At 71.8% G+C, this 26465-nt stretch carries 21 protein-coding genes; 2 read left to right on the forward strand and 19 right to left on the reverse strand.

Annotated elements, in window-relative coordinates; translation table 11 throughout:
* Positions 1–196 precede the first annotated feature (196 nt).
* The 8 genes from AB0J16_RS26170 to AB0J16_RS26205 form a co-directional block, all read right to left on the reverse strand.
* A complete protein-coding gene (locus tag AB0J16_RS26170; RefSeq protein ID WP_358544197.1) occupies positions 197–5050 on the reverse strand; it encodes a DUF4132 domain-containing protein in 4854 nt (1617 codons plus the stop codon).
* A gap of 72 nt (positions 5051–5122) precedes the next feature.
* Positions 5123–6025, reverse strand: coding sequence for an SPFH domain-containing protein (locus AB0J16_RS26175; RefSeq protein ID WP_358544200.1), 903 nt, complete (start codon positions 6023–6025; stop codon positions 5123–5125).
* Positions 6026–6185: 160 nt separating this feature from the next.
* Positions 6186–7082, reverse strand: coding sequence for a hypothetical protein (locus AB0J16_RS26180; RefSeq protein WP_358544202.1), 897 nt, complete (start codon positions 7080–7082; stop codon positions 6186–6188).
* Positions 7083–7266: 184 nt separating this feature from the next.
* Positions 7267–7749, reverse strand: coding sequence for a S26 family signal peptidase (locus AB0J16_RS26185; RefSeq protein ID WP_358544205.1), 483 nt, complete (start codon positions 7747–7749; stop codon positions 7267–7269).
* Entirely contained in the window at positions 7746–9647 is a 1902-nt protein-coding gene (locus AB0J16_RS26190) for an ABC transporter ATP-binding protein (RefSeq protein WP_358544207.1), read from the reverse strand. The genes AB0J16_RS26185 and AB0J16_RS26190 overlap by 4 nt, the downstream gene beginning before the upstream one ends.
* A complete protein-coding gene (locus AB0J16_RS26195) occupies positions 9644–10270 on the reverse strand; it encodes a hypothetical protein (protein WP_358544209.1) in 627 nt (208 codons plus the stop codon). The genes AB0J16_RS26190 and AB0J16_RS26195 overlap by 4 nt, the downstream gene beginning before the upstream one ends.
* Positions 10271–10402: 132 nt before the next feature.
* Positions 10403–10588 carry a hypothetical protein gene (locus AB0J16_RS26200; protein WP_358544212.1) on the reverse strand — a complete coding sequence of 62 codons (186 nt, stop codon included), beginning with the start codon at positions 10586–10588 and terminating at the stop codon, positions 10403–10405.
* Between the two features lie 157 nt (positions 10589–10745).
* Positions 10746–13475 (reverse strand): BTAD domain-containing putative transcriptional regulator, encoded by a 2730-nt coding sequence (locus AB0J16_RS26205; RefSeq protein WP_358544215.1) that lies wholly within the window; start codon positions 13473–13475, stop codon positions 10746–10748.
* An 84-nt stretch (positions 13476–13559) separates the two neighbouring features.
* Between AB0J16_RS26205 and AB0J16_RS26210 the strand changes: the two genes are divergently transcribed.
* Positions 13560–14081, forward strand: coding sequence for a MauE/DoxX family redox-associated membrane protein (locus tag AB0J16_RS26210; RefSeq protein ID WP_358544218.1), 522 nt, complete (start codon positions 13560–13562; stop codon positions 14079–14081).
* A 47-nt stretch (positions 14082–14128) separates the two neighbouring features.
* Positions 14129–15040 carry a LysR family transcriptional regulator gene (locus AB0J16_RS26215; protein WP_358544220.1) on the forward strand — a complete coding sequence of 304 codons (912 nt, stop codon included), beginning with the start codon at positions 14129–14131 and terminating at the stop codon, positions 15038–15040.
* Here the strand turns inward: AB0J16_RS26215 and AB0J16_RS26220 are convergent.
* The 11 genes from AB0J16_RS26220 to AB0J16_RS26270 form a co-directional block, all read right to left on the reverse strand.
* Positions 15027–15578, reverse strand: coding sequence for a HupE/UreJ family protein (locus AB0J16_RS26220; RefSeq protein ID WP_358544222.1), 552 nt, complete (start codon positions 15576–15578; stop codon positions 15027–15029). The genes AB0J16_RS26215 and AB0J16_RS26220 overlap by 14 nt on opposite strands.
* Positions 15579–15718: 140 nt before the next feature.
* Entirely contained in the window at positions 15719–16618 is a 900-nt protein-coding gene (locus AB0J16_RS26225; protein ID WP_358544224.1) for a CHRD domain-containing protein, read from the reverse strand.
* A gap of 210 nt (positions 16619–16828) precedes the next feature.
* Positions 16829–17701, reverse strand: coding sequence for a BNR-4 repeat-containing protein (locus AB0J16_RS26230; protein WP_358544227.1), 873 nt, complete (start codon positions 17699–17701; stop codon positions 16829–16831).
* Positions 17596–18159: a BNR-4 repeat-containing protein gene (locus AB0J16_RS26235; RefSeq protein ID WP_358544230.1), complete on the reverse strand. Its 564-nt coding sequence runs from the start codon at positions 18157–18159 to the stop codon at positions 17596–17598. The genes AB0J16_RS26230 and AB0J16_RS26235 overlap by 106 nt, the downstream gene beginning before the upstream one ends.
* A gap of 198 nt (positions 18160–18357) precedes the next feature.
* A complete protein-coding gene (locus AB0J16_RS26240; RefSeq protein WP_358544232.1) occupies positions 18358–20193 on the reverse strand; it encodes a glycoside hydrolase family 97 catalytic domain-containing protein in 1836 nt (611 codons plus the stop codon).
* A gap of 110 nt (positions 20194–20303) precedes the next feature.
* Positions 20304–22031, reverse strand: a complete 1728-nt coding sequence (locus tag AB0J16_RS26245) for a protein kinase (protein WP_358544235.1) — start codon at positions 22029–22031, stop codon at positions 20304–20306.
* Positions 22032–22238: 207 nt separating this feature from the next.
* Positions 22239–23126, reverse strand: coding sequence for an amidohydrolase family protein (locus AB0J16_RS26250; RefSeq protein WP_358544237.1), 888 nt, complete (start codon positions 23124–23126; stop codon positions 22239–22241).
* A 1-nt stretch (position 23127) separates the two neighbouring features.
* The gene (locus AB0J16_RS26255) at positions 23128–24297 is read right to left on the reverse strand and encodes a VWA domain-containing protein (protein WP_358544239.1); all 1170 of its coding nucleotides are present in this window, start codon (positions 24295–24297) and stop codon (positions 23128–23130) included.
* A complete protein-coding gene (locus AB0J16_RS26260) occupies positions 24290–25153 on the reverse strand; it encodes a MoxR family ATPase (RefSeq protein ID WP_358544240.1) in 864 nt (287 codons plus the stop codon). The genes AB0J16_RS26255 and AB0J16_RS26260 overlap by 8 nt, the downstream gene beginning before the upstream one ends.
* Positions 25150–25452 carry an EthD family reductase gene (locus AB0J16_RS26265; protein WP_225295367.1) on the reverse strand — a complete coding sequence of 101 codons (303 nt, stop codon included), beginning with the start codon at positions 25450–25452 and terminating at the stop codon, positions 25150–25152. The genes AB0J16_RS26260 and AB0J16_RS26265 overlap by 4 nt, the downstream gene beginning before the upstream one ends.
* Entirely contained in the window at positions 25446–26465 is a 1020-nt protein-coding gene (locus AB0J16_RS26270; RefSeq protein ID WP_358544241.1) for a molybdopterin cofactor-binding domain-containing protein, read from the reverse strand. The genes AB0J16_RS26265 and AB0J16_RS26270 overlap by 7 nt, the downstream gene beginning before the upstream one ends.

Genomic DNA, 26465 nt, shown 5'->3' on the forward strand with positions numbered 1-26465 from the left:
TCCCTTCGTCACATGACCGCCTTGATCCCTGTGACGGTCCATCGGGGCTGGGGACTCTGGGGATGTACCCCCTCCCGGGGGAGCGAAGAAAACGGTCCGTCGTGGCTGAGGGCTTTGGGGATGTACCCCCTCCCGGGGGAGAGAAGAAAACGGTCCGTCGTGGCCAGGGGCCTTGGGAGGGATCCCCCCGGGAACGTCACTCCAGCCGGGCCGCGGCCTCCAGTGGCTCGGACGAACGGAGGAAGCGCAGGTCCTCCATGACCAGGGCCGCATCGGTGGCGCCGCCGCGGCGGAGGGCCGGGCCCAGCGCGTCCAGGTCGGACCAGCGGGACGGGCGGAGGTGGACGCGGTAGCCGTCTCCGGCGGGCTCCAGGGTCAGGGCTTCGCCGATGGCGAGCCTGCTCTCCGGGAGGTGGGCCGCGGTCGCTCCGGCGGCTCGTTCCAGGGCGGTGACCGAGGTGACCCCGGCGGCGATGGGCAGGGTCGTGTCCGGGCCGGTGACCTGTTCGTGCAGGTCACGCAGGCGGGCGGCGGCGGTCGTACGGGCGGGATGGTCCTTGGGCAGGCGGTCGGCCAGGAGCCTCGCGGCGCGGGCGAGGTGACCCAGCGGCGGTACGGACGCACGCTCGCCGAGCAGGGCGATCAGCGCCTCCAGGGCGTCCTCGGCGCCGGAGGCGAGGATGACCCACTGTTTGGTGGTGAGCGGGGTGAGCCTCGGGTGGCGTTGCGTCCAGTACGCGACCGCCCGGTCCAGGTCGGGGCCCGTACGCCAGAGGTCGGCGGGGTCATCGGGCATGAGCAGCTCGACGACCTCGATGGCCTCGTCGTTGGTGGTGAGCGCTTCCAGGGAGAGCGCGGCGATGTGCGGTTCGATCTCGGTCAGGTCGAGTTCGCGGGCGGCGTCGCCCTCGCGGAAGGCGGCGACGCGGCCCCGCGCCCAGCCGTCCGGCCAGGAGAGCGTGCGGGCCGAGGTGGACAGCAGGATCAGGCACTGGGCCGGTGACAGGCCGGTGGCCGCGGCGAACGCCCGTACGGTCGCCTCCCGGTCCACGGGCGGCGGGCCGTTCTCGGCGATCAGGTCGAGCGCCCGCCGCAGCCGGTCCGGGTCGCCCCAGCCGCGGCAGGTCCGCAGCTCGACGGCGCGGTTGCGGGTGAACAGGAGCGGGTCGGGGCCGTCCGGGGTGTAGAGGAGCGCCGTGACCATGTACCCCCACCCCACCTTCTCGTAGTCGGCGACGGCGGCGACCGCGATGGGGCCGTAGCCCGAGCGGATCTGCCCGAGTTCGTACTCTGGGCGCAGCCGGGCGACGTGCCAGGTGCCGTCGGTACGCAGGAGTTCGGGGACGGCGGCCAGTTCCAGAAGCCGCGCGCGCCCGCCGCCGTCTCCCCACGCGGCCTCCAGGACGGCGGCGCCGAGGCGGCCCAGCGTGTTCTCGACCCCCTTGACGGCGGAGGAGTCGAATATCGCGATGTCCTTGTCGTAGGGCACATCGACGGCGGCACGGGTGAAGTGGACGATCCTCTCGTACGCGGACTCAGGCCCCGGATCGTCCGGCTCGGGGGACTTCTCGGACCGGACGGCGGGTGCCGCGGCGGCGGGCGGCGGGCGCAGGTGGGGCGGCGGGGTCAGCGCCAGGCGTTCCAGCAGGGCGAACGCGCGCTCGCGGCATTCGACGGCCGTCCACACCAGGAACGTGACGCCCTTCCAGAGCGACTCGTCGGTGATCTCCGGCAGGAGCGGGCGGAGCCGTCCCGCCAGCTCGTCGCGGGCGGCGTCCCTCTCCGGGTACCCGCTCTCGGGGTCCAGCACCCGCATGAGGTCGGCGGCGAGGGCGGCGTCCGCGACGTCGATCAGGGCCTGCGCCTGCTTGTCGTCGACGGCGCGCAGCGCCCTGGATCCTTCGGGGTCGCGCGGCCGCATCGCCGACCACCGGCCGGGCGGCGCGACCAGGCGGGTCCCGGACGCGTAGCGGTGGTGCGCGACCGTGCTGATGTTCTCGGCGCCGTCGTGCTCGGGCACCCTGCTCCAGCCGCGGACGTAGCGGCCGATGGTCCGCCCGGCCGGGTCCCGCAGCTCGATGATCCGGCCCTGGCCGCGCCACACGGTGGCCTCGGCGCCGCCGGGGAAGGCGACCTGTTCGCCGTCGGCCGGTACGACGCGGGGGGCGGCGGGGTGCGCGCTGCCGTGCGGGCAGTGCGGGCCGCCGTGGTCAAGTACGGTCACCCGGCCGTTCACGGCGATCAGGCAGCGGTCGTAGAGGTCGCGCGCCTCGGTCCGCTCGTGGGACCGGCTGGAGACGTCCTCGTACGTTCCGAAACCGTGTGATGCGCCGACCCCGTCCGGCGTGACGACGGAGGCGCGGAACTGGTGCTCCCAGAGCCGGCCGGACTCGATCAGGAGCAGGTCGGTGCCACTCTCTTCCAGGTAGTCGGTGATGGTGTTGACATGGCCGGGGACGAAGGCGGGCAGCTCCAGTTCGTCGAGGACGCCGCCGCTCAGCGTGGCGGCGAGGGCTCGGGCCGGGTCCGTCCCGGTCGCGATCGTCCGGACGCTGTCCAGGAGGGGGCCGGGGACTCCGGCGATGGTGAACCGTTCGGCGTCGCACAGGGCGGCGTGCGCGTCCGGAAGCCCTTGATCGGGAACCCGCTCGGCATGCTCGGCCAGGATGGCGGCGACGATCCGCGCCGTTCCCGGCGTCGTGGTCAGGGCCCGTACGGTCTCGGGGGCGGTCTGCTTCGGGACGGCGGGCTCGGTGACGTTCAGCTGATTGGTCACCTTGCCCACGATCGCGTCGCGCAGCAGCGGAGCCCAGTCCGGGTCGGCGGCGACGGCGGCCAGGTCCGTGCCCGCTCCGGAGGCGAGCCGATCGTACAGCTTGAAGGTGTGCAGCAACCGGGGCCGTGCGAGCGGGACGCCGCGGTCCAGGAGGAGATCGAGGAGCGGGAGGTCGGCGGCGGTCTCCTCCCAGCGGTTGACCTCGTCCTCGTCCACTCCCAGCACCGCCTCATGGCCGTCGCAGGTGAGGCCATCCGCGCGCAGCCGCGTACCGGCGTCGTGCAGGAGGTCGCCGAGACCGGCGACGGGGAGCGCGAGCCCCGCGTACAGCTTCAGTAAGCGGCCGAGCCAGACCTTCGCCGCCGCCCCCGTCAGCCCGGGGGACGTGGTGAACGGGGCGGTCAGGCCCACGCCCGCGAGGTTGCCGAGCAGGAGAGACACCGCCGCGCTCTTGGCCTTGGGGGTGTCCGCGGCGGGCAGCGGCAGGACGCCGAGGAGCGCGCGGCCGATGCCCGCGTCCGCCCGTGTCATCGGGCCGAGCAACGGAAGGACGAACTTCCAGAGGGCCTGCGGTGCCGCCTCCATGCAGCCGCTCTCCAGCAGGGCCCGTACGGCGCGTTCGTCCTCGGGCCCGCCGAGCGCGTGCCCGGCTGCCTTCGCCAGGGCCGCCCAGCCGTCGGCCAGGGCCAGCGCGCCGTCCGCGCCGTCCGGGACTTCCTCGCACCACTCGGTGAGCAGGCCGCGGTGCCAGCGGTACGCGCCGGGGGCGAGATGGCGGGCGGCGAGCCGCTTGCCGTGCTTCTTGAGCGTGGGCGTTCCGGCGGCGTCCGGCCCTGCGGCGAGGTGCGCCGCGACGAGCGCGGCCTCGTCGACCGGCAGCGCGTGCGCGTCCTCGGCGGCGCGGGCCTTCTCGAAGAAGGCGGCGGCGAAGCGGGTGCTGCCCGCGGCGGCCATGATCCGCGCGCACTCCTCGTAGAACGGCGGCAGCAACTCGGGCGCGTGCGTCTCCAGGTCGTCGCCGGTACGGGTGAGCGCGGTGCACGCGAGGCCGGGCTTGCGGGCGGCCTGGCCGCGGGCGGCCCGCAGGTCGGTGTGCCCGGCCAGGATGCGGGCGCGGTGCGCCGGGTACCGGTGCAGGGCGGAGGCGAGGAAGCCGAGCGGGCCCGCGTGCACGGTGCCGACGCCGGTCTCCGCCACCGGGTCCAGGTCGTACAGCGACTTCTCGGTCTTGTCGCCGTCGACGGCCGCGCGCCGGACGAGCTCGACGACCGGCTCGTCCAGGACGGTGTGTTCGTAGCGGACGGCGACGCACGTGTCCTCGCCGGAGCCGGCGGGCGGGCCCGGCAGCACCGCCCCGGCGCGCAGCAGCACGTCGCGGGTCGGGGCGGCGATGCCGGAGGGCGCCACGGTGCCGGGCTCGCCTTGGTGGGCGTCGCAGTAGTGGGAGTACGCCTCGGCCGCCTCCATCACCGGCTCCGTCTCCTCCACGGTGCGGTCGGCGTACAGAGCCATGAGAATGCGGACGCCCTCGGACCAGGCGATGTCGCCGATCTCCCGGCCGCCCGCGGCGAAGCTCAGCTCCGCCATGTAGGCCGGGCTCATCGGCCCGCTCCAGTGCAGGTCGATCTCGATGCCGAGCGGCTCGGGCGCGTGCACGGTGAAGCGCGCCCTGTCCCCCTTGATGCGCCCGCCCAGCTCGTGCACGCGGCGCTCGAACGCGGCGCCGCTCTCGTAGTGGGCGCTCATGTATCCGAAGGTGTCGACCACGCCGAACGTACGGTCCATGCTCGCGGGACGCGTCCACACCTCGCGGCGTACCTGCTCAACGACCTGCGTGAGGTACCGTCCCCGCCAGATGGGCAGCTCGTCGCCGAGCAGCAGCGGGTGCGGGATCGCGAAGTCGTTCGCGCCCGTCCACGCGCCCTCGCGCAGGAGCGCGCAGCGGGCGAGGTCGGGCGTGCCGTCAACGATCGGGGCGATGACCAGGTCGGTGAGCGTCTCGCGCCACACCGGGTCGTCCCACACGGCCGCGAACACCGCGGCCGGGACAGGCAGCGACCGTACCATCCAGGACTCGATCTGGTCGTGCACCGCCCGCACGTGCTCGCCGAGCCGGTCGCGGAGGGCGGCGAGCCGTACCGCGATCGGATCCTTCCTGACGTTGGCCGGCACCTTGGCCAGCACGCGGCCCGCGGCCGTCCGGCAGGCGAGCACCGGCCGCCGCGTCCCCTCGACGGTGAGCTCGTGGCCCGTCGCGATCCCGATCCATCTCATGGCGCCATTCTTGATCAGCCCTGCGACATTCCGCTGTTGATCTCCCGGAGCAGGGCTGGCATGTGTATATGTCTATGTGGCGCGCGAGGCCCCGTTCTTCGCGGTCGAATGGTCGAAGGAGGGCTCTGGTGGAGCCAGCTCGGGCGTGGCGGAGTCCGTCACGGCCTGCTGCTCCTCGGCCTGCCGCTCCGGTGAACTGGCGGCGTCCACGGCCGGCCCGCTTCTCGCGGAGCGCTCGAAGAAGCGCAGCAGCTCCACGGGTAGCGGCATGACCAGCGTGGAGGTCTTCTCGGCCGCCACCTCCACCACGGTCTGCAGCAGCCGCAGCTGAAGCGCGCCGGGCGCCTCGGTCATGATGGCCGCGGCGTCGGAGAGCTTCCGCGCCGCCTGGAACTCTCCGTCCGCGGTGATCACCCGCGCCCTGCGCTCCCGCTCGGCCTCGGCCTGGCGGGCGATGGATCGCTTCATGCCCTCGGGCAGATGAACATCCTTGATCTCCACGCGGTCGATGTGGATGCCCCAGCCGAGCGCAGGGCTGTCGATCATCAGCGCCAGGCCCTTGTTCAGCTGCTCACGATTGGACAGCAGGTCATCCAGGTCGCTCTTGCCGATGATCGAGCGCAGTGAGGTCTGCGCCACCTGCTCGATCGCGAACAGATAGTCCTGCACCGCGATGGCCGCCCGCAGCGGCTCCACGACGCGGAAATAGGCGACGGCGTCGACCTGGACGGAGACGTTGTCACGGGTGATGCCCTCCTGTGTGGGCACCGGCATCGTGACAATCTGTATGTTCACCTTCTTCATCCGATCCGCGACCGGAATGAGGAAAGTGATCCCTGGCGGGCGGACCTCCCGCTGAGCCTTGCCGAAGCGGAAGACCACACCGCGCTCCACCTGGTTGACGACCCTGATGGAACTGACGGCCAGCCAGACCGCCAACAGGACGATCAGCCCGAGCACGATATTGATGATCATGGCGTGCCCCTTCCAGCTCAAGGCTAGATCCGGGGACGCACCTGCCAGGCAAGGAAGGCGTCAAGTCCTGGTCAACGGCACGAACAAAGCCGAGTTTCCCCCGAGGCCCGAGGAGGGTGACGGCGCGCGGTCGTCGCTCTCCTCGGGCGTCATCGATGGTTCAGCTCGGCGGGATCATTCCGTTCTTGGAGACCGGTACGGCCAGTTGCAGAGCGCCGGTCAGCCTGGCGTCCTCGGCCGGCAGGTTCGCCAGCACCGGGTTGAGGTGTTTCAGGGTCAGCGGCACCGGCGAGATGGCCGAGGCGGTGATGTCGAACTTCTCCAGGTCGACCCATCGCACGATGTTCATGATGTCCGCCGGGATGTCGTCACCGGACTTCTGCACCGGCACGCAGAGCTGACGGGCGGCGGCGACCCGGGCGTCCGAGGTCGGGATCTGGTTGGTGAGCACCGGGTTGAGCTGGGTGAGGGTAAGGCCGACGTTCATGAGCGGGTTCGGGGTGTGGGCGTAGCACAGCAAGTCGATGTGGGAGATGAGCCGCACGACGTCCGGGGCGGGCACCACGCCGTTCTTGGAGACCGGCACGCACAGATGCTGGGGCACGTTCAGGACGACCCCGATGCCCGGTACGTTCGCCAGCACCGGGTTGAGGTGGCGCAGTGCCAGGCTCAGGTTGAGCGAGGGGCCGGTGACCCGATAACACGACAGGTCGACGAACCTGACGAAATCGAGGACGCCCGGCGGCGGGATCACGTTGTTCTTGGCCACCGGAACGCACAGTTGCTCACGCTGTCCGAGCGTGACTTGCAGGTTCGGCTGATTGGCGAGCACGGGGTTGAGGTGCCGCAGCTTCAGGGTGGTGGCCGGTGGTTGGTACGGGGTGGTCTTGAAGCATTCCAGGTCGAGGTTCGACACGAATGCATTCGGCGTCGGCAGGGCCAGGGCCTGCGCGGGCGGCGCGACGAGGAAGGCCACGACGAACATGGCGAGGCCAGCGGATAAGAGACGTCGTACGAGGTTTTTCGCGCGGCGTTGTGGTGCGACCGTTCCGTCCATAAATAGCGCTCCATTCCGGTGGGCGGTGCCTCGACTGTGCGCCCGCGCGACCGGCCTAACAAGGCTGCTGACCGCTTTTTGCCACAATGCTCAAACGACCGGGTCCGATGAAAAGGCGAACCCATTTTCGGCCAGAAATATCCAGCCTATTCTTCGGGTATTCAATAGCGAATCGGCGAAGCGGCTAACCGACCTTGCGGAGCACCACGCCGAGCAAGCGGTCCGTCGTCAGATACCCGGAGCGGCGGGAGTCGTACGAACGGTCCGCGTTGTCCCCCAGCACGACCAGGTGGCCGGCGGGCACATGCGTACCCGGCGCGGTCCGCAGCGCGGGCACCGTGTCCCTCGGTATCGGGTCACCCGGGACGGCCGCGACGCGCTTGACGATCCAGCCCGTGCCCGGGTCGTCCACTGGCGACCCTCCCACCGCGCCGGCGCGCGGCCCTCTCGCCGCTCCAGCGCGCGACCCCTTCGCCACTCCCGCGAGCACCACGACCTGTCCGGTACGCAGTGAACGGGGAGATGTCCGCCGGACGACCAGGCGCTCGCCCGGCCGATACGTCGGCAGCATGCTCTCCCCATGAACGGTCACCACCACATACCGCCTGCGCAGCCACAGGACGATGACGAGCACCACCACGGCGACGCCGACGAGCGCGCCGATCAACGCGCTGCTCCCGTCGGGTGAACCTCGTCCCGAGAGCTCGGGTGGACCTCGCCCCGAGGAGACGAGCTGACCTCGTCCCGGTAACCGGTGGCCTGCCGGGTGAACAGCCGCGCGTACGTCCCCCCGTCCGACAGCAGGGCGGCGTGCGTGCCCTCCTCGGTGACCACGCCGTCGGCCAGCACCACGATCAGGTCGGCGTCGCGCACCGCGCCGAGGCGATGGGAGATCACCACGCTGGTACGCCCGGACCGCAGCCTGGCGAGCTGGCTGTGCACCTCGTACTCGGCCTCGGGGTCCAGCCCGGCGCTGGGCTCGTCGAGGATCATCAGGTCGCGGTCGCGGCGCAGGAACGCCCGCGCCAGCGCCACCCGCTGCCACTGCCCGCCCGACAGCAGCACACCCGCGCCCTCCTCACCTTCCTCCTCCGGGGTGAATTGGCGGCTCAGGAGCGTGCGATAGCCGTGCGGGAGAGCCGCGACAGTGTCGTGGACGCCGGCGTCGCGTGCCGCTCGTTCGACGCGCGTCCGGTCCTCGGTGGCGGCCGGGTCGCCCAACGCGATGTTGTCGGTCGCCGTCATCTCGTAGGCCACGAAGTCCTGGAAGACCGCGCCGATCCGGGCGCGCAGCGTCTCGGGCGCCACGTCGCGGAGGTCCACGCCGTCCCACAGGATCGCGCCGCGCGTCGGGTCGTAGAAGCGGCACAGCAACTTCACCAGCGTGCTCTTGCCGCCGCCGTTGCGGCCGACGAGCGCGACCGTGCGGCCGTGCGGGATGAACAGGTTGACGCCGCGTAGCACCCACGGATGGTCGTCGCTGTACCTGAACCAGACGTCCCGCAGTTCGATGCCCCGGCGCAGCGGCGCGAGCGGCCTGGGCTCACCCGGCGCCGGCAGGTCGGGGCCCGCGGTCACGATCGTGAAGTGATGGTGGAACGTCAGCAGCTGTTCGTGGGCCATCACGCCGGCCGACACCATGACGTTCAGCGCGGCCTGCACGCCGGCGACGGCCGCCACGAACATCGACACGTCGCCCACGCTGAGCTGCCCGCGGCCCGCCGCGAGGATGGTCCAGACGAGTCCCACGCCGGCCACGGCCGCCGACGTGCCCGACAGGCTCGCCTGTACGAGGAACTCCCGCCGATCCATCCGCCGGCGAGCCACGTTGGCGGTCCGCAGCTCGGCCAGCATGCGCAGGCGCAGGAAGGCGCCGAGGTCGAACAGGCGGATCTCCTTGGCGGCGTCCGCGGTCGACATCAGGTGCGCGTAGAACAGCTCCCGCCGCTCGGCCGGCCCGATCCGCCACATCATCGCGACCCGCTGCCGCGACAGCCGCAGCTCGATCAGCAGCGCCGGTACGGCCGACAGCAGGACCAGGACGGTGAACGCGGGACTGATCAGCGCCAGGGAGCCGACGAACCCGACGACGGTCACCGTGCCGCGCGCGGCGGAGCACGCGGTGTCCACCAGCCGGCCCGGGTTGCTCGCGCTCTGCTGGGCCAGGCGCAGCCGGTCGAGGAAGGCGGGGCTCTCGAACGGGGCCAGTCCCGTGAAGCGGGTCACCGCCGCGAACAGCTCGTCCTTGGCGCGCTGTGCCGCCCGGCGGTCCACCTCGGCCCGCAGGTAGTGCGCGGCGTGCGTCGCCGCCACGGCGGCCGTCGTCACGACGGCGATCGTCACCGCCAGGCCGAGCAGCACGGTGGTCCGCCGGTCAGCCAGGCCGTCCAGCACGGCCTTCGTCAGCCAGGCCAGGGCGATCGGGGCGACCGCGCCCACGAGCGTGACCGCCAGATATCCGAGTACGTGGGCCGGCGCCGACCGCCACACCATCCCGGCGGCGCGCAGCCCGCATCCCGCCAGGACCCGGGGCGCCGGTGCCGTCCCCGGTCGGCGATCGCTCACGCCGGCTGCTCTTCGGCCTGCCGCTCCGACGAACCGACGGTGTCCGCGGCCGGCGAACCAGCGGTGGACACGGCCGGCGAAACGGCCGGCAGCCGAGAGATCCGGGGCGCCCTCGCGAGCAGCTTGCCGCCCTCGGCCACCTGGAAGAAGGTCGGGAAAGATTGGACGCGGAACGCGTTGGCGACCCCCGAAGGCGCCTCCTCCACGATCACCTGGGCGACGGGCGACAGCTTGGTGACCAGGGACGCGGGATCACCCGAGCGTCCGTCGACCACCGCGAGCACCCGCGACCGGTCCTGGCCCGCGGCCCAGGAGACCACCTCGGGAAGCTGCTCATGGCAGCCCTGGCAGTCCGGCGACATGAACGCGACGACCGTCCCCTCGGGCAGAAGGTCACGCGCGACGCGGGTGCCGTCCACGGTCGTCGCGTCGAAGTCGCCGACGACCTCTCCGACGGGCAGACCGTTGTCCGCTCCGGCCAGGACGCCCGTGCCGACGGCTTCGTACAGCGCGTCGATCAGCTTCGTCTGCTCCCGGAGCCGCCGGATGACGCCGAGGGTCAGCAGCAGGTCCAGCAGGCACAGGGCGCCGACGAGGACCACGATGGCGATCAGGTAAGGCACTAGACATCTCCGTGTCGAAAGCTCATGAGGGTGTGCCCGGCCGCGGCCGACCACCGCCGGGCACCGGTCATCGCGGCGTACTCGTCACCGTGAAAGCCCGCGCGCTACGTGAGCGGGCTCGGGGACGAGTGGTTACGAGCAGTAGATGTAGCTCTTGCACCCGCCGCACGACACGTGACCATTCGGGTAGTAGCAGCAGTACTTCGCGGTGAATGCGGGGAACTTGCAGCACTCATAGGCGCAGTCGGCTGCCCGGGCCACAGTGTGCGGCGCGACCAGCTCAAGGAGCCGGTCGGCCATTTTGGTCACGACGCGCATCGAACCTCCATATCGGCGGCGGTCCCGGCGGGCCATCGCCCGGCCGGCACGGCGGAGCACGGCCGGCCCACGCCGGCCGTCCCGCCGCGCCTCGCAGCCTGCACCCGGGCGCTGAGCGATTTCTCAACGAATTCTTAACGGCCTAACGAGAACGGGCTCACCCCTCCTGGTCGTGGGCCGCGATGCGGGCGCGTACCTTGTCGGCCTGGGCGTCGCCGAGGGCGTCGTAGCATTCCGCCGCCCGCTTCCAGGCGTCGAGCGCGGCGGCGGTGTCGTCGGCCCGCAGGTGCGTCTCGCCCAGCCGGACCAGCGTCTCGGCCGCCGGGTGGAGGTCGTCGCAGCCGCGCAGCAGCTCCACCGCCCGCTCGTAGGACGCCACGGCCTGCGCGAGGTCGCCCTTGGCCTCCAGTACGACGGCGATGCTGTCCCAGGTGTGGCCCTCGCCCTGGGCGTACCCGAACTCGGCCAGGATGCGCTGTGCCCGGCGGCAGTCGGCCAGCGCCTGGTCGTACTCGCCGAGCTGGGCCCGCAACCAGCCCGCGTTGTTCAACGCCCGCGCCTCGCCGATGGCATCGCCTGCCTGCCGGAACAGCTCCCGCGCGCGCAGCGTGTGGCCCAGTCGTTCGGCGGGTCGCACCCGGTTCAGCGAGACCGTCAGGCCCAGGTGGACGTGCGCCTCCAGGACCGGCTCGTCGAGGTCGCGATGCAGCTCGATCGCCTGCTGGAAGTGTTCGATGGCCGCCAGGTCGCGGCCGAGCCTGACGTGGGCGCGCGCGATGCAGTTGTGGCCCCGGGCCCTGGCCAGCCGGTCGCCGAGCCGCTCGGCCGCCTCCAACGCCACCGCCTGAACGCCCAGCACCTGCTCCCATGGGCCGCGGCGCTGCATGAACTCCGAGAACGCCCACGCCAGCTGCCACACGTGCCGGTCCAGCCCGGCCTCGGTCGCCTCCGTCAGCAACGCGGGCAGCGCCGCCGACTCGTCGGCGTACCAGCGCAGGGCCTCCGCCTGATCGGCGAACCGCTCCGTCACGACGCCTCGCGCCCGCGGTTCCAGGTCGAGCTTTTCGCGGTGCGGGTAGCAGACCTCGCTGGCCGCGCACGCCGAATGCAGGTAGTGGTCCAGCAACCGCCTCGTCGTCCCCCGCCGTACCGTCCGGCTGTCGGCGGCCCGCTCCTGCTCCGACGCGTACACGCGCAGCAGGTCGTGCAGGTGCAGGCGGCCGGGCGCGCGGAGGTCGAGCAGGTTGGCGCGGTCGAGCCGCGCGGCCAGTTCCCGGGTGCGGTCCACCGGCAGGGCGGCCAGGCTCGCCGCCGCGGCGAGCGACACGTGCGGCCCGGGGTGGCGACCGAGGCGCCGGAACAGCCGGATCGCGGGCTCGGGCAGGTCCCGGTACGAGCGCCCGAACACTCCGCGCAGGTCGATCGCCGGGTCGCTGTGGGCGAACGGCTCCAGATCGGCGCCGGGCCGCGCGAGGTCCGCGGCGACCTCGGCCAGCGGCAGGTCGGTGTGCCGCGCCAGCTGCGCCGCGACGATCGCCAGGGCCAGCGGCAGCCGGCCGCACCGGCGAATGATCAGCGCGGCGGCCTCGGGCTCCGCCGCCAGCCTCGGCTCGCCCAGGCGCGCCGCCAGCAGGTGGTAGGCGTCGTCGTCCGGCAGGGCGTCCAGGCGAACCAGGGAGGCGCCCGAGGTGACCGCCAGGCCGGTCAGCTCGGCCCGGCTGGTGATCAGCGTCAGGCATCCCGGCGCGCCGGCCAGCAGCGGGCGTACCTGCTCGGCGCCGCGGGCGTCGTCGAGCACGACGAGGACCCGCCGGGAGGCCAGCAGGCTGCGGTAGAGCCCGATCCGGGCCTCGACGTCCGACGGGATCTGGGCTTCCGGGACCGCGAGCGCGCCGAGGAAGCGGGGCAGGACCACGGCCGCGTCGGCCGGGTCGACCGTGCTGAGGTCGGCGTACAGCTGGCCGTCCGGGAAGCGGTCACGATTGAGGTGCGCCCAGCGCAGCGCGAGCGACGACTTGCCCACGCCGGGTGGTCCCGAGATCGCGTAGACCGCCGCGCTCGCCGGCCGGTCGCCGCTCGCGGCCTCAGCCAGCCGGTCCAGCTCCGCCGCCCGCCCGACGAAGCCCCTCAGGTCGACCGGCAGCTGGGCCGGGACCACGTGCGTGGTCTCGGCCACGTCGCCGGAGCGCAGCAGCATCCGGTGGACGCGCCGTAATGCCGTACCGGGCTCGACGCCCAGCTCGTCGGCGAGCGTCCGGCGTACCCGGGCGAAGTGCGCCAGCGCCTCGGCGGTCCGCCCCCACGTGTGCAGCGCCTCGATCAGCGCGGCCGCCAGGAGTTCGTCCAGCGGGTGTTCGTCGGCCAGCGGCGTCAGCGCCCCCACGGCGGCCGCGGCGTCGCGGCCGGTCACCGTACGCGCCCACCGCAGCATGGTCGCCTTGCGCTCGTCGCGCAGCCGGTGGCGGGCGCGCTCGGCCCATTCGCCGGGCAGGCCGGTCAGCGGGTCGCCGCGCCACAGCGCCAGAGCCTCGCCCAGCAGCGGCGCCGGGTCCGGCTCGGCCATCGCCTGATAGGCGAGGCTCCGGAAGCGCGACACGTCCACCGCGGACTCGTCCACGTCGAGTAGGTAGCCGCCGGTCCGCTGGACGACGGCGCCATCGCCGGCCAGTACGTCGCGGCGGATGCGGGTGATGACGGTGTACAGGGTGCGCCGCGCGCCGGGCGGAACCTGCTCGCCCCAGACCCGGGCGAGGAGCCTGTCGACGGACACGACCCGGCCGACCTCCCACGCGAGCGCGGCTAAGGCGAGCGCGACCTGCGGCGGCCGTACGGGGCGGGTCTGGCCCGAACGCTCCACCTCGACGGGTCCGAGTAACCGAATCAGCACGACGGTCTACTTCCTGCTCGTGGATCTTCGAGCGTAACGAAGTCCCTCTTGCTGGATCCGCTCGCCCGTGGCTACGTTGTGATCATGCAGTACGTCGATGTGGCGAGCAGACTGCTGCTGCTCACGATGTTCACGCTCGCGCTGGTGGGCAAGGTCTCCAGCCGCCGGGCCTGGGACGAGTTCGTCGTGTCGGTCGGCGCGATGGGGCTGGTCGGCGCCGTGAAGGTCCCGGCGGCGGTCGCCACGGTGGTGGCCGAGGGCGGGGTCATCGTGCTGGCCGCGGTTCCCCTTCGCTGGGCCGGATCGGCGTCGTTCGTCCTCGCGGCCGGGCTGCTCGCGTGTCTGACCGTCGCCGTCGCCCTGGTCGTCCGGAGGGGCAACACGGTGGCCTGCCGCTGCTTCGGCCCCACCCAGACGCCCTTGGGCGTAGAACACGTGGTGCGCAACATCGTGCTCGTCGTGATCGCCCTGCTCGGGCTGGCGGGGTCGCTGGTGAGCGGGTCCTTCGACCCGGCGCTCAGCGTGGTGGTCGGCGTCTTCGGCGCTGTTCTGGGGCTGCTGTTCGCCCGATGGGACGATCTCGTCTCGTTGCTGGCGCCGTCGTGATCAGTGCGGGTGATTGATCGCCGAGGTCCGTCGCTACTCTGAGCGAGATGGACATCCAGCAGCTCCGTTACTTCGTGGCCGTGGCCGGGGAGCTCCACTTCGGGCGCGCCGCCGAACGGCTGCACGTGACGTCGTCCCCGCTCAGCCGCCGCATCCGGGAGCTGGAGAAGGAGCTCGGCAAGGATCTGTTCGACCGGGGCTACCACCAGGTCGAGCTGACCGCCTTCGGGCGGGTGTTCCTGGAGCCGGCCCGCGACGTGCTGGCCCGCTTCGACGCGCTGGCGGACCTCGCGACCGGACCCGCCGTCGTCGCCCCGGCCGTGCGGGTGGGGGCCACGCCGCTCGCCCCCACCCAGGTCCTGGACCTGGTGCTGGAGACGTTCGCACGGGTGAGCCCCGGGATCGAGCTGCCGGTGAGCCTGGAGCCGTCGGCGGGGCTGCTCGCCCTGCTGGCGGCGCACCGGCTGGACATCGCCGTCGTCCACCTGCCCGTGGACGCCCCCGGCCTCGACAGCCTCGCCCTCGCCGAATACAGCTTCGCCATCGCCATGCGGGCCGACGACCCGCTGGCCGGCCGCGCCCGGCTCACGCTCCGCGACCTGGCCGACCGGCAGATGCTGCTCACCTCGTTCAAGGTGCACCCGCTGGTGATGAAGGGGCTGCGCGACCACCTGCGCGAGGGCGGGGTCACCCGGATCCGGGAGATGCCGCACAGTGACGTCGTACAGATCGCCGCGCACATCACCCACTCGCGCGCTCTGTCCCTGATCACGCCCAACACGATCGCGGGCCGCGTCCTGACCGAGTCCGGGCTCGTCCTCGTGCCGCTGGACGACCCGGACCTGCACTTCCGGCTCGGCGTGGTCTGGCCCGCGGGCGCGGCGGATCGCGGCGGCCCGCTCGCGAGCGTCATCAGCGCCCTGCGCGAACGCGCCGCCGACCCGCTCACCATCCTCTGACCGGACCTCGGCCGGGCCGGTGCCCGGTCAGAGCGGCAGCGGGATGCGATCGACGAACCAGTACAGGCTGACGCCACGATGGGGACCGACAGCGCGACCACCCCCAGCGGGCGGCGGGCGTGCGGCGCAGCAGCACCAGCAGCGGGAAGAGCACGGCGATGATCGCGAGCTGCGCGGCCTCGATGCCGAGGTTGAAGCTCAGCAGCGACAGGAGCAGCTCCCATGATCCGCTCTGGTCGATGTCCAGCGCGCCCGCGAAGCCGAGCCCGTGCACCAGCCCGAAAGCGAACACGACGGGCAGCCGCCACCTGCCCAGCCGGTCCTCGCCCCGGCCCAGGAGGTTGGCGAGGGCCACGACGATGATCGACCCGGCGGTGATCGGCTCGACGATCTGACCCGGAACGTCCACGACCCCCATCGCCGCCAGCAGGAACGTGATGCTGTGGGCGGCGGTGAAGGCGGAGGCCGTGATGACGACATCCCGCAGGCGGCGCGCGCCGATGAGCAACGCAAGCAGGCGCCCCAAAAGGGCACTCACAGGCGGGCCTACACCATTCCGCCTGAAGTCGGGAGCACTGGCCCGCCGCCGTCAGCCATGACCTCGATCATCCGCTTCGAAAAGGCTCACGCGCCGTGCTCGGACGGCGCGTGAGCCTTGCCTTGTAGAGGCGGGGCGGCTTACCAGTCGCCCTTGTAGAGCTGGCCGCGTACCGCGCCGCCCGGGAACGCGGCGGTGTGCAGGTTCGCGTACCAGTTCTTGGGCTTCTTCCAGATGCGGCGGGCCACCGCTGTAGAGGTGGTCGTGCTACCGGCGATGCCGTTGACGCTGGCGGGCAGGCCCTTCTCCGCGGCGAAGAAGGGCACGACCACCGGCCCGTTCTTGCCCTTCGGGGCGCGGTGGATGTGCGCGCCGACCGGTGGCCCGACCCCCGCCCACGCGGCGGCGAACCACACCCGGTTGCCCTCCGGCTGTACCAGCCACCCGGCGCGCCCGTCGCGGTCGCCGACCTTCATGCCGGGTGCCGGTATCTCCTGGCGCCCGTCGGCCCGCGTGGTGAGCGTGGCGCCGAACCCGTGCGCCAGCACCGACTCCAGTTCCACCGGGCGGATCCGGTACAGCTGAGCCCGTACGGCGCCGCCGCCGAACTCGGCGTTGTGCAGGTTGGCGTACCACTTGCCCGGATGGCTGACGATACGGCTGAGCAGAGCGCCATCCTGCACCTGGACCGTGCCCTTGACGGCGTGGAACGTGTTGGGCAGCGCCTCGACGAAGAACGGGACCCTGACGTCGCCGTTCTCACCCGCTTCGCCACGGTGGATGTGGAATCCGCTGGGCGCGTCTACTTTGCTCCACCGGACGGCGTAGTCGACCCGGTTGCCGTGGATGCGGAACACGGCGAGCGCGCTTCCGTCCGCGTCACCTACCTTCATGCCCTGGGCGGGAACTTCGTTCGAGCCTTTGAGCGATGCGGCCAGGTAAATGGGGGTGGTCGCTTGTGCGGAAATCGGGTTGAGCGAAGTGGCGATCAGTACGAGGGAGGCAGCAAGGCCGGGGACAATGAGGGTGCGCATGTTCATGATTACCCTTTCCGTTCTCTCTCGGCCTGGTACGGCTGCCTCCCTTGTGGGGTTCAACTGCGGACAAATGCGCATTCTCGGTGATATGCGGAAAAGATGGCATCGCAGTGGCGCTGACCTGGGGAAACATGGCGCCGATCCGCGCCCGCCTGGACGACCGGCTCCGCCCCCGCCTGGACGACCGGCTCCGCCCCCGCCCGGACGGCCGGCTCAGTCCTGGCCCGCCACGTAGACGTCGCCGTCGGCCACGGTGACCTCGCGGGCGCTCGACGCTCCGGTGGCCAGGATCCTGGCCGGGTCGCGGAAGCGGGTGATGAGCTCGATCCGCGCGACCGGCTTGGGGGTGGGGATCACGGTCTCGGGCGTCCACCGCCGGCCGTGCTCCAGCCGATGGGTCGCGATGCCGGGCTGTCCGTCGACCGTGGTGTACACCCGCCACGTGTCCGGCCCGATCTGCTCCATCTCCCTGGTACGCAGCCCGGTGGCCACCTCGCTGGTCTGCCAGCCGCGCGGCGTCCACACCGAGGCGAAGTCGTGGAATCCGAGGGCGGCGTCCCTGGTGAACCAGACCACGAACGGCCGCCCGTTCCGCAGCCAGCCGACCAGCTGGATGTAGTCGGGCGAGACGACGTCGGCCGGACGCTCAAGCGGCGTCACCGCGACCTTGCAGGGTCCCTCCATCTCGTCGTTGGTGAGCTGCGGCCCGAGATCGGTGCCGTCGGCGGCGTGGAAGGTCAGCGCGTTGGGGTCGAACCAGGCGTAGTGGATGTCCTTGTGGTAGTAGTCGTGCCGGTGCTGGGCGGGACCGCCGCCGGCCAGCGTCCATACCAGGTGCACGCGCTCGGGCCATCGCTGGTACCTCAGCTGCCCGACGTAGATCTCGTTGAGGTTGTCCGCCCTGTCGGTCGAGCCGAGCACGTACGGCAGGCCAGTGAGCTGCTTGGAGCTCTGCCAGGTGACCCCGTGGTCGGTGGACCTCATGAACAGCATCGGCCGGTTGTCCGTCGGCGCGCTCGGGTCCACGGTCCGGGTGGTCTCCCGGAAGAACACGAACAGGTGCCCGTTGGCCGCCTTGAACGGCATCGGATGCTGGCCGCCGCGCCCTCCGCGACGACCCGGGAGCTCCACTCGCCGTCGATGGTGTGCGGTTGCGGGGACCTGGCGACCACGGTCTCGCCGTTGTGCATCCCGACGACCACCACGAGATGCCCGTCGTCGGCCTGCACCATGGTCGGGTAGTTGTGGGAGTCGCCCCGCCCGTCGATGATCTTCCGTGGCGCCGACCAGCGGCCGTGGCGGAACGCCTGGACGTAGCTGTCCTCGTTCGTCCCGCCCCAGGAGATGAACGTCGTCCCCGCCTTCGGATCGTGGACTCCCCCTGCGACGGGCCGCCGGTCTGTCCTCGCCGCCACGCCGGTGGCGGCCGTCATCACCCGGAAGGCCACCTCTCGGGCCGCCGACGCCGGTCCGGGTAAGCCGCCGGCCAGCAGTGCGCTCCCGGCCAGGACGCCTCCGGTCTTCAGCAGGTGTCGCCGATCCATAGGGTGCCCTCTCGTCGTGAAGAGATCGGAGGTGTTAGGCACCAATGACGGTATTTCCGGCGTGGAGCGTGGTCAAGGCCCTGTAAAGATCCGAGTTTCTGGCTTCTGCAACCGCTTGCCGGGCTACTGAAGCGTGTTCATGGTCGGTCAGGGACGCGGGCTTGGGTGCCCGCGTCCCTGACCGCTGTTTGCTCAGCCTCAGCGGGCGCAGGTTGTCAGGCCGGGGCGCCAGCGGCAGGCGATGGCGGCGAATCCGCCCTCCGGCTTGACCTCCACCGGCAGCGTACCGCCCTGCACCACGTGCGCCTCACGGACCAGCCCGTCGGCGCCGTCCCCGGTCACCTCGACCAGCCACCGACCCCGCAGGAAGCCCGTCGGCACCTGCAGCGTCCGGGCCGCCCCGGAGACTCCGGCGCCGATGAACCAGCGGTCGCCGCTGCGCCGGGCCATCACCGTGTGGTCGGCCGGCTTGCCGGACAGCAGCCGCGTCTCGTCCCACACCGTGGGCACCTGGTCGAGGAAACGCTCGGCCTCGGGCCGCGCCCGATATGCCGCCAGCGACCCGGCCAGGTTCTCCAGCCCCGACTCGAACACCACCGACAGCGCCAGCTCATGCGCGTCGGAGGTGGGCCGATTGGGGCGCTGGAAGGCCATCGGCGTGTAGTCCATCGAGCCGATCTCGTTCCTGGTGTACGGCAGGGCCGCCAGGTGGCTGGTGGTCAGGTTCGACGACTTCTCCGCGCCGTGCACGCCTTCCATGCTCATGACCTGGGGCCACGTGCGGTTGATCCCCTTGGGCACGGTCGAGCCGTGGAAGTTGACCATGAGCTGGTTGTCGGCCAGGTCGCGCAGCGTCCCGTCGTACCACTGCAGCCGTTCCTGCGCCTCGGAGTCGATGAAGTCCAGCTTGACACCCTTGACACCCCATTGACGCAGCAGGCCGAAGCGCTGGACGCGCTTGTCGTGGGTGTCGAAGTCGGAGAATCGCAGCCAGGTCATGATGCCAACGCCGCGCGCCTTGCCGTACTCGACGAGCTCGGGTATCCAGGTGAACTCGGCCGTCCGATCCGTCCAGGCCCGCTCGCCGGTGACCGGATCGTCGTACCAGCCGGCGTCCACCAGCACGTACGGCCAGCGGTGCCGCGCGGCGTAGTCGACGAACTCCTTCTGCTGCTCAAGGCTCTGCTGCACGCTCCGGCCACCGGCCAGCCAGCTCCACAGCACCTTGCCCGGCTTGATCCACGAGGTGTCGGCGACCTGGGATCCGGGCGCGAGGTCGTCGACGAGGGTGGACTCGGTGACGGTCGCGAGGTCGCCCGTGACCATGACCCGCCAGGGCGTGGCCAGGCCATGGTCGTAGGGGACCCGCGCGTCCCAGAGAGCGATCTTGTAGGTGCCCTGGTCGCTTACCAGGCGGGGACCCGTGTAGGAGCCGTTCAGCGCCGATTCGGCCAGCAGGAGGTAGTTCTGGCCCACTCCGAACAGGGCGGGCATCTGGTATTCGGCCGGGGGGACGTCGGCGTACTGGATGAACGGGTTCTCGTAGTCGCGGCGGTGGCCGGCCAGCCAGGCGGTGGCCCCGGCGGGGACGGCGAACGCCGACGCCTCGCTGAGGACGGCGCCCGCGCCGGGCAGTTCGTAGCGGTAGGCGACGCCGTCGCGGGCGGCCCTGACGACCAGGTCGAGCTTGGCGTCTCCGCGGGCGAAGCGGAAGTGGGTCTCGTTCATCACGGACAGGCGATTGAGGCGCTTGCCGGCCGTGGTCGTGTACTTCTCGACGACCACGCGGCCGGAACGGCCGGTCAGGCTCAGGCCGGTGGTGAGGTCGGCCTGTTCCGTGGTGACGCCGAGCGGGCTGGGTTCGAGTACGGTCGCGCCGTCTCGCGACACGGCCACGGACGGGCGGCCCTGCGCGTCGAGGTGGACGGTGGCGACGGGCCCGCCTGTGGGGGCCTTGACGGCCCAGGTGTCGGTGGGGGTGGTGGGAACGGTGAGCAATCCGGCCAGCAGTGTGCCGGTGATAACCCAGTGCAACTGGTGCCTCCCGAGAGGGCTGGGGTGTGCAACCGATTGTACTGGTAATTAACTTCCTCAAGAATTGAATTGTCCAGCGGCGACGTCACTGCGCCTTTGAGGGCTGTGGGTCAGCACATGGTCCACGAGGTCGACTTGGTGCGCTGTGTCGGCGAGGTGAGCCGGAAGACGACCGTGTGCTTGGTACCGAGCTCGGGGGTGATCTGCTTTTTCGACCCGAAATAGTCGCTTCGGCCGTAGGACGGGATCCGCCTGGAGCCGCTCTCGATCACCTGACCGTCGACGAGCCACTGGTAGGAGAACGCGGCTCCCATCTCGGAGGAGTCGATGCCGATGCCGAAGCCCAGCGAGCCCCTGTAGCAGGTGATCCCCTCGTCGTTGATCTTCGACGAGCCGGCGACCCGCACATAGGCGAGGCTGAACGAGGCGGCCTTGGTCTTCTTGGTCGCGGTCGGCGACGGTCGCGTTGTCGTCGGTTTCTTCGTCGCCGTGCTCGTGGGCTTGTTCGTAGGCGTGCTCGTCGGCCTCGGCGTGTTCTTGGGCATGTTCTTGGGGGTAGAGCGGACGGGCGTGCGCTCCTGCGACGGCTCGGGGGTGGAGGGCGAGTGCGTGGGCTTCGGCGTGGAGCGCGAGTGCGTGGGCTTGGGAGTGATCGGTGAGGTCTGCGGCTTCTTGGGCGCTGCGGTCTTTTTGTGCTTGGTCGTGGTGGCGGAGGGGGACGACTCGCTGGAGTTCGCGGCCAGAGCCGATAGAGCGGCGCCCCCGTTCAGCGGACCTTTCCAGACGACGACGCCGGCCGCCAGACACACGGCGACCGCTCCGGATACGCCCGCGACCAGCGGAAAGCGACGACGCGGCCGCGCGGGACGCTGACCACCACCTGCGGGAGCGTGCCCCGGACCGGATGGGGCGTACCCGGGGCCGGGTGGGGTGTGCCCGGAGCCGGGTGGGGTGTGCCCGGAGCCGGGTGGGGTGTGCCCAGAGCCTGGCGGGACGTACCCCGGGCCGGGCGGGGCGTGCTGAGGCGCTGGCGGCATGTGCTGGTTTCCGGCGCTGTTGGCGCCGCCGAGCAGGCGCAGCAGGACGTCCTGCATCTGTGGGCGGGCGGCCGGGTCCTTGGCCAGGCAGGTGTACACGACCGAGCGCAGCGGCTCCGGCAGGTCGCCCAGGAACGGCTCCTGGTTGAGGATGCGGTTGATGACCGCGGGCAGCGAATCCTCGCCGAACGGCGGCGTGCCCGTCGCCGCGTACACCATGACCGAAGCCCAGGCGAAGACGTCCGCCGCCGGGCCGACGTACGCGCCCGCGAGCTGCTCAGGGGCCATGTACGCGGGCGTCCCGACGACGCTGCTGGTGACGGTGACGGCGGAGTCGGCGACGCGGGCGAGGCCGAAGTCGACGACACGTGGCCCGTCGCGGCCGAGCAGCACGTTGGCGGGCTTGAAGTCGCGGTGCACGATGCCCGCCTGGTGGATGGCGGTCAGCGCGGTGGCCGTGCTGACGGCCAGGCGTTGCAGGTCGCCGCCGCCATGGCGGCCCGCCTGCTGCAGGGAGGGGCCTTCGACGTACTCGCTGACGATGTACGGACGGCCGCCCATCGACGCGTCGAGCACCTGGGCGATGCAGAACGGCTCCACGCGCCGGGCCGCGGCGATCTCCTTGGCGAAGCGGTCGTCGCCGCCGACGGACTGCCGCAGCACCTTGACGGCCACCGGCCGCCCGTCCGGGGCCTGACCGAGGTAGACGATGCCCTGGCCGCCCTCACCGAGACGCCCGACGATCCGGTAGGCCGCGATCGCCTCGGGGTCGCCGGGGCGCAGGGGTTCGGCATTCGGCATGAGTGGAGTGGCTCCTGTGACGGCCGGAACGGACCCCATGCACCTTAACGGGATAGATCCCGATTTTCAGGCACGTTACGCGATCTCCACCGCAGCCGGAGCCGCACGCGGGCGCGGGCGCGGCGTCGCGGGCACGCCGTCGCGGGCACACCGTCGCGAGCACACCGTCGCGAGCACACCGTCGCGAGCACACCGTCGCGGAGCCGGTCAGAGGCGGTAGACGCGGGTGGCCGTCGCGGCGAACACGTCCCGGATCTCCTCGGCGGATCGCCCCGAGAGCACGTCCTGCCAGGTAGAGAGCAGGGTGGGCAGGTCGGTCCAGAGCTTCTCGATCGGGAAGTTGCTGCCCCACATACACCGGCCGGAGCCGAACAGCTCCAGGCACGTGGCCGCCACCCGCTCGATCAGCGACCGGTCCACCCGGTGCACGAAGGTGCCCTGGCCGGTGAGCTTCACCACGACATTGGGCCGCTCGGCCAGCAGCCGCAGGCCAGCGGTCCACTCCGCGACGGCCGGCGGCTCGGCGCCCACCGGCATACCGGCGTGGACCAGCACGAACGTCACGTCCGGGAAGTCGGACACGAGGGCCGCGGCATCGGCCATCTGGGCGGGGAACACCTGCAGCTCGAACAGCCACCCCAGCTCGGCGAGCACGCCGATGTTGCGCCGGAAGACGGGATCCTTCATGCGGTCCGGGGCGGCGGCGAAGCGGAACTCCGGCCGCTCGTGCCAGTGCAGTTGCAGCCGGGTGCCACGAACGAGCGGGGTCACGGCGGCCTGCCGGCGCAGCACGTCGGCCGCGCCCTCGTCGAACAGGTCGGCCGATCCCACCACGGCGGTGGGCCAGCCGGTCTCGGCGTGTACGTCGCGCAGCCACCGCACCTCGTCCACGGAGCGGTCGAGCGCCCAGTTGGCCTGGACGTAGACGGCCGAGGTGATGCCGCAGGCGGTGGCCTCCCCGACGTACTCGGAGGCGGGGTAGTCGCGGCGGATCGGCTCGTACGGGCCGAAGATGCGCGGGACCATCTCCCCCTGGAGCCAGGGCAGGTCGGCGGCCCGCCAGATGTGGTGGTGCGCGTCCACGATTCCGGCCAAACTAAGCTCCCAGATGTCGCAGGGTGGACCAGCGCCGCGCCGCGGTGTGGCGGGGGCCGGACAGGACGGCGGGGAGGCGGCGTACCTCCTCCAATGCGGTGGGCAGATCGCGTACGCCGCCGAGGTGGTCCAGGCTCGGGAGCTGGGCGGCCATGGCGCGCGTGGCGGGGCGGTAGGTCGGCGAGCAGGCCAGCGGGGACCACCAGACGAGCCGGTGGCCGAGCCGCGACAGGCGGGCCGTGGCGCGCACCATGGGGGTGCAGTCGCCGCGTTCGAGCCCGTCGGACAGCACGATCACGAGCGCGCCTCGGGCCAGCGCCGCGAAGCGCGGGTTGCCCAGGAACCGGGCCAGCGCCGCACCGATCGCCGTACCGCCGTCCGCGTCCGTGACCAGCCCCGACACGGCCCGCAGCGCCTGGTCGGCGTGCGGGTGCGACAGCGCGGCGGTGATCCGGGTGAGCCGGGTGCCGAAGGTGAACACCTCCGTACGGGCCGGCGCCGCGCGCAGCGCGGTGTGCGCGACGCGGAGCAGGTCCGGGGTGTGCAGCCGCAGCGAACCGGAGACGTCGACCAGGATCAGCAGGCGGCGCGGGCGCGGCGGGCGGGCCAGGCGGCGCAGCTCGATGATCTCCCCGTCGTGGCGGTGGGCTCGCCGCCACGCGTGCCGCACGTCCAGCCGGTCCCCCGACCGGGCCGGGCGGCGGCGCCGTGACGGCGTGGCGGGCAGTACGGCGGGCCAGGCGGCTTCGAGCGTGCGCATGAGCGCGTGCCGCTGTTCGCCGGTCCGGCCGAACTCGCGCGTGCCGTAGGTGTTCAGGGTGCTGGCCTCGATGCCGTCGCCCGGCCGTACCTCACGCGCCGGGTCGTCCTCGCCGGGTCCGCCGGGGGACGGCGCCTCGCCGTCGTCGCCTTCGGGCGGCGGGCCGTCCTCGCCGGGTCCGCCCTGCCGGAACCAGGCGTCGAAGACCCGGTCGAAGGCGGGCAGGTCGCCGACGTCCTGGAGCAGGGTGATCCGGGCGTACCAGTACAGCGTGGTCAGGTCGGGCGGCGGGGACTCGGCGATCGACCGGAACAGGTCCGCGCGCTTGGTCGGCGCGGCGGGCACGCCCGCGCCGCGCAGCGCGGTGAGAAACCCCCAGAGATGGTCCGCTGCGGGGGTCAGGTCAGGCATCGTCGAACACCTCCTCCGGGTGCGCGAGGAGCAGCCGGGTGTCCTCCTCGTCCTTGATCAGCAGGCCGAGTGCCCGGCGCAGCGCCACCGGCCACGGGCTGCCGCCGTCGGCCAGCGCCAGCGCGCCGCGCGCCCACTCCACCGACTCGGCGATGCCGGGCCGCTTGAGCAGCGGCAGCCGTCGTACGCGCTGCACCGCCCGTACGAGCCCCTCCGCCGCCCGCTCCTCGAGCCCGGGAACGGCCGCGCGCAAAATCGCCCGCTCGCGGTCCGGCTCGGGGAAGGCGATCCAGTGGTAGAGGCAGCGCCGCTTGAGCGCGTCGTGCAGCTCGCGCGTACGGTTGGAGGTCAGCACCACGATCGGCGGCGTACGCGCCCGTACTGTGCCCAGCTCCGGGATCGTGATCTGGAAGTCGCCCAGGAACTCCAGCAGGAACGCCTCGAACTCGCTGTCGGCCCGGTCGATCTCGTCGATCAGCAGCACCACGCCCCGCTCGGCCTGTACGGCGCGCAGCAACGGCCGGCGCAGCAGGAACTCCTCTCTGTACAGATCGCCGACGTCCTGGCCACGGCTCTCGGCCACCCGGACCTGGAGGAGTTGCTTGGGGTAGTCCCACTCGTACAGGGCCTGGCCGGAGTCCAGCCCCTCGAAGCACTGCAGGCGGATCAGGTCCAGGCCGGTGACACGCGAGAGCACCGCGGCGACCTCGGTCTTGCCGACGCCCGGCTCGCCCTCCAGCAGGAGCGGCCGGCCCAGCCGCAGCGCCAGGTGGATGGCCGTGCACAGCCCCTCGTCGGCGAAGTAGCCCGCCCCCTCCAGCGCGGCGGCCAGCTCGGGCTCGCGCAAGAGGGTCACAACTGGGCGTGCTCGGTGGTCAGCAGATGGACGCGCTGGGAGGTGTGCGCGGCGGCGTCGGCCGCGGCGGCCTTGCCGTCCTCGGAGCCGAACGCGGCGGCGCGGGCGTCCTCGTCGTCGAAGTACAGCTCGTTCACCGAGTCGTAGGCCCCGCCGTCGCCGGTGGTGACGCTGACCGTGTACTTGCGCAGGCCGGGCAGCCGCTTGGCGAACTCGACGTGGTCCTCCACCACCCATTTGGCGAACTCCTCATGGGACAGGCCCTCGGCCCGCTTGAGCAGGGAGACTACTTTCAGCATGATTCCTCCACTTTCAGGCGCAGAGCGTCGAGCCCGCGCAGGACGCGTTCGGGGGTGAACGGCATCGACTCCAGGCGCACGCCGCAGGCGTCGAAGATCGCGTTGGCGATGGCCGGGATCGGGGCGTTCGCCGTCATCTCGCCGATCCCCTTCGCGCCGTACGGGCCGTTTCCGGCCGGGCGCTCAAGGAACAGGCTGTGCTGTACGGGAATGTCGGCGGGGCCGGGCATCAGGTACCCGGCGAAGTCGCGCGGCCCGTGGTCGCGCGACGGGTAGTAGGGCTCGGTGGTCTCGAACAGGGCGTGCGACACGCCCATCCACGCCCCGCCCTCCACCTGCTGCGTCGCCATCGCCGGGTTGAGCGCCCGGCCGATCTCGTACGCGTTGTACAACTCCAGCACCTCGACCACCCCGGTCTCGTCGTCGACCTCGACGACGGCGGCCGTACACGCGTGCGCCTGGCAGGAGTCGGGATCCATCTCCCCCGTCTCGGGCACCGGCGCGCTCGGCTCCTTGAGGTAGATGCCGCGGCCGGAGATCGTCCGTCCGTGCTTGAAGTGCGCGGCCAGCGCCAGGTCCGTGATGTGGATGCGCTTCTCCTCCGCGCCCTTGAGCCGGATGAAGCCGGTGCCGTCGGTCTCCAGGTCGGCGGCGTCCACTTCCAGCTCCTCGGCGGCGACCTCCAGCATCACGCCGCGTGCCTCGGCGGCGGCCATGATGACGGCGTTGCCGACGCGGTGGGTGCCGCGGCTGGCGAAGGTACCCATGCAGTGCGGGCCGGTGTCGGTGTCGGCGGTGTCGACGAGCACGTTGTCGATCGGCAGGCCGAGCGTCTCGGCGGCGCACTGGGCGGCGATCGTCTTGATGCCCTGGCCCAGGTCCACCGAGGACAGCGAGATCACGAACGTGCCCGTGGTCGTGGCGTGGATCAGCGCCTGCGAGGGGTCGCCGCCCAGGTTCATCCCGGTCGGGTAGTTGACCGACGCGTACCCGCGCCCGCGCAGCTTCGCCAT

The sequence above is a fragment of the Nonomuraea sp. NPDC049750 genome (assembly GCF_040659625.1).
In the GTDB taxonomy this organism is placed as follows: domain Bacteria; phylum Actinomycetota; class Actinomycetes; order Streptosporangiales; family Streptosporangiaceae; genus Nonomuraea.

Coding starts and splice junctions, on each gene's coding strand:
- AB0J16_RS26175 (WP_358544200.1), bottom strand. CDS start 6,025: ATGATCATCAATATCGTGCTCGGGCTGATCGTCCTGTTGGCGGTCTGG.
- AB0J16_RS26170 (WP_358544197.1), bottom strand. CDS start 5,050: ATGAGATGGATCGGGATCGCGACGGGCCACGAGCTCACCGTCGAGGGG.
- AB0J16_RS26265 (WP_225295367.1), bottom strand. CDS start 25,452: ATGCTGAAAGTAGTCTCCCTGCTCAAGCGGGCCGAGGGCCTGTCCCAT.
- AB0J16_RS26215 (WP_358544220.1), top strand. CDS start 14,129: ATGGACATCCAGCAGCTCCGTTACTTCGTGGCCGTGGCCGGGGAGCTC.
- AB0J16_RS26230 (WP_358544227.1), bottom strand. CDS start 17,701: ATGCCGTTCAAGGCGGCCAACGGGCACCTGTTCGTGTTCTTCCGGGAG.
- AB0J16_RS26210 (WP_358544218.1), top strand. CDS start 13,560: ATGCAGTACGTCGATGTGGCGAGCAGACTGCTGCTGCTCACGATGTTC.
- AB0J16_RS26200 (WP_358544212.1), bottom strand. CDS start 10,588: ATGCGCGTCGTGACCAAAATGGCCGACCGGCTCCTTGAGCTGGTCGCG.
- AB0J16_RS26225 (WP_358544224.1), bottom strand. CDS start 16,618: ATGAACATGCGCACCCTCATTGTCCCCGGCCTTGCTGCCTCCCTCGTA.
- AB0J16_RS26270 (WP_358544241.1), bottom strand. CDS start 26,465: ATGGCGAAGCTGCGCGGGCGCGGGTACGCGTCGGTCAACTACCCGACC.
- AB0J16_RS26255 (WP_358544239.1), bottom strand. CDS start 24,297: ATGCCTGACCTGACCCCCGCAGCGGACCATCTCTGGGGGTTTCTCACC.
- AB0J16_RS26235 (WP_358544230.1), bottom strand. CDS start 18,159: ATGGATCGGCGACACCTGCTGAAGACCGGAGGCGTCCTGGCCGGGAGC.
- AB0J16_RS26245 (WP_358544235.1), bottom strand. CDS start 22,031: ATGCCGAATGCCGAACCCCTGCGCCCCGGCGACCCCGAGGCGATCGCG.
- AB0J16_RS26180 (WP_358544202.1), bottom strand. CDS start 7,082: ATGGACGGAACGGTCGCACCACAACGCCGCGCGAAAAACCTCGTACGA.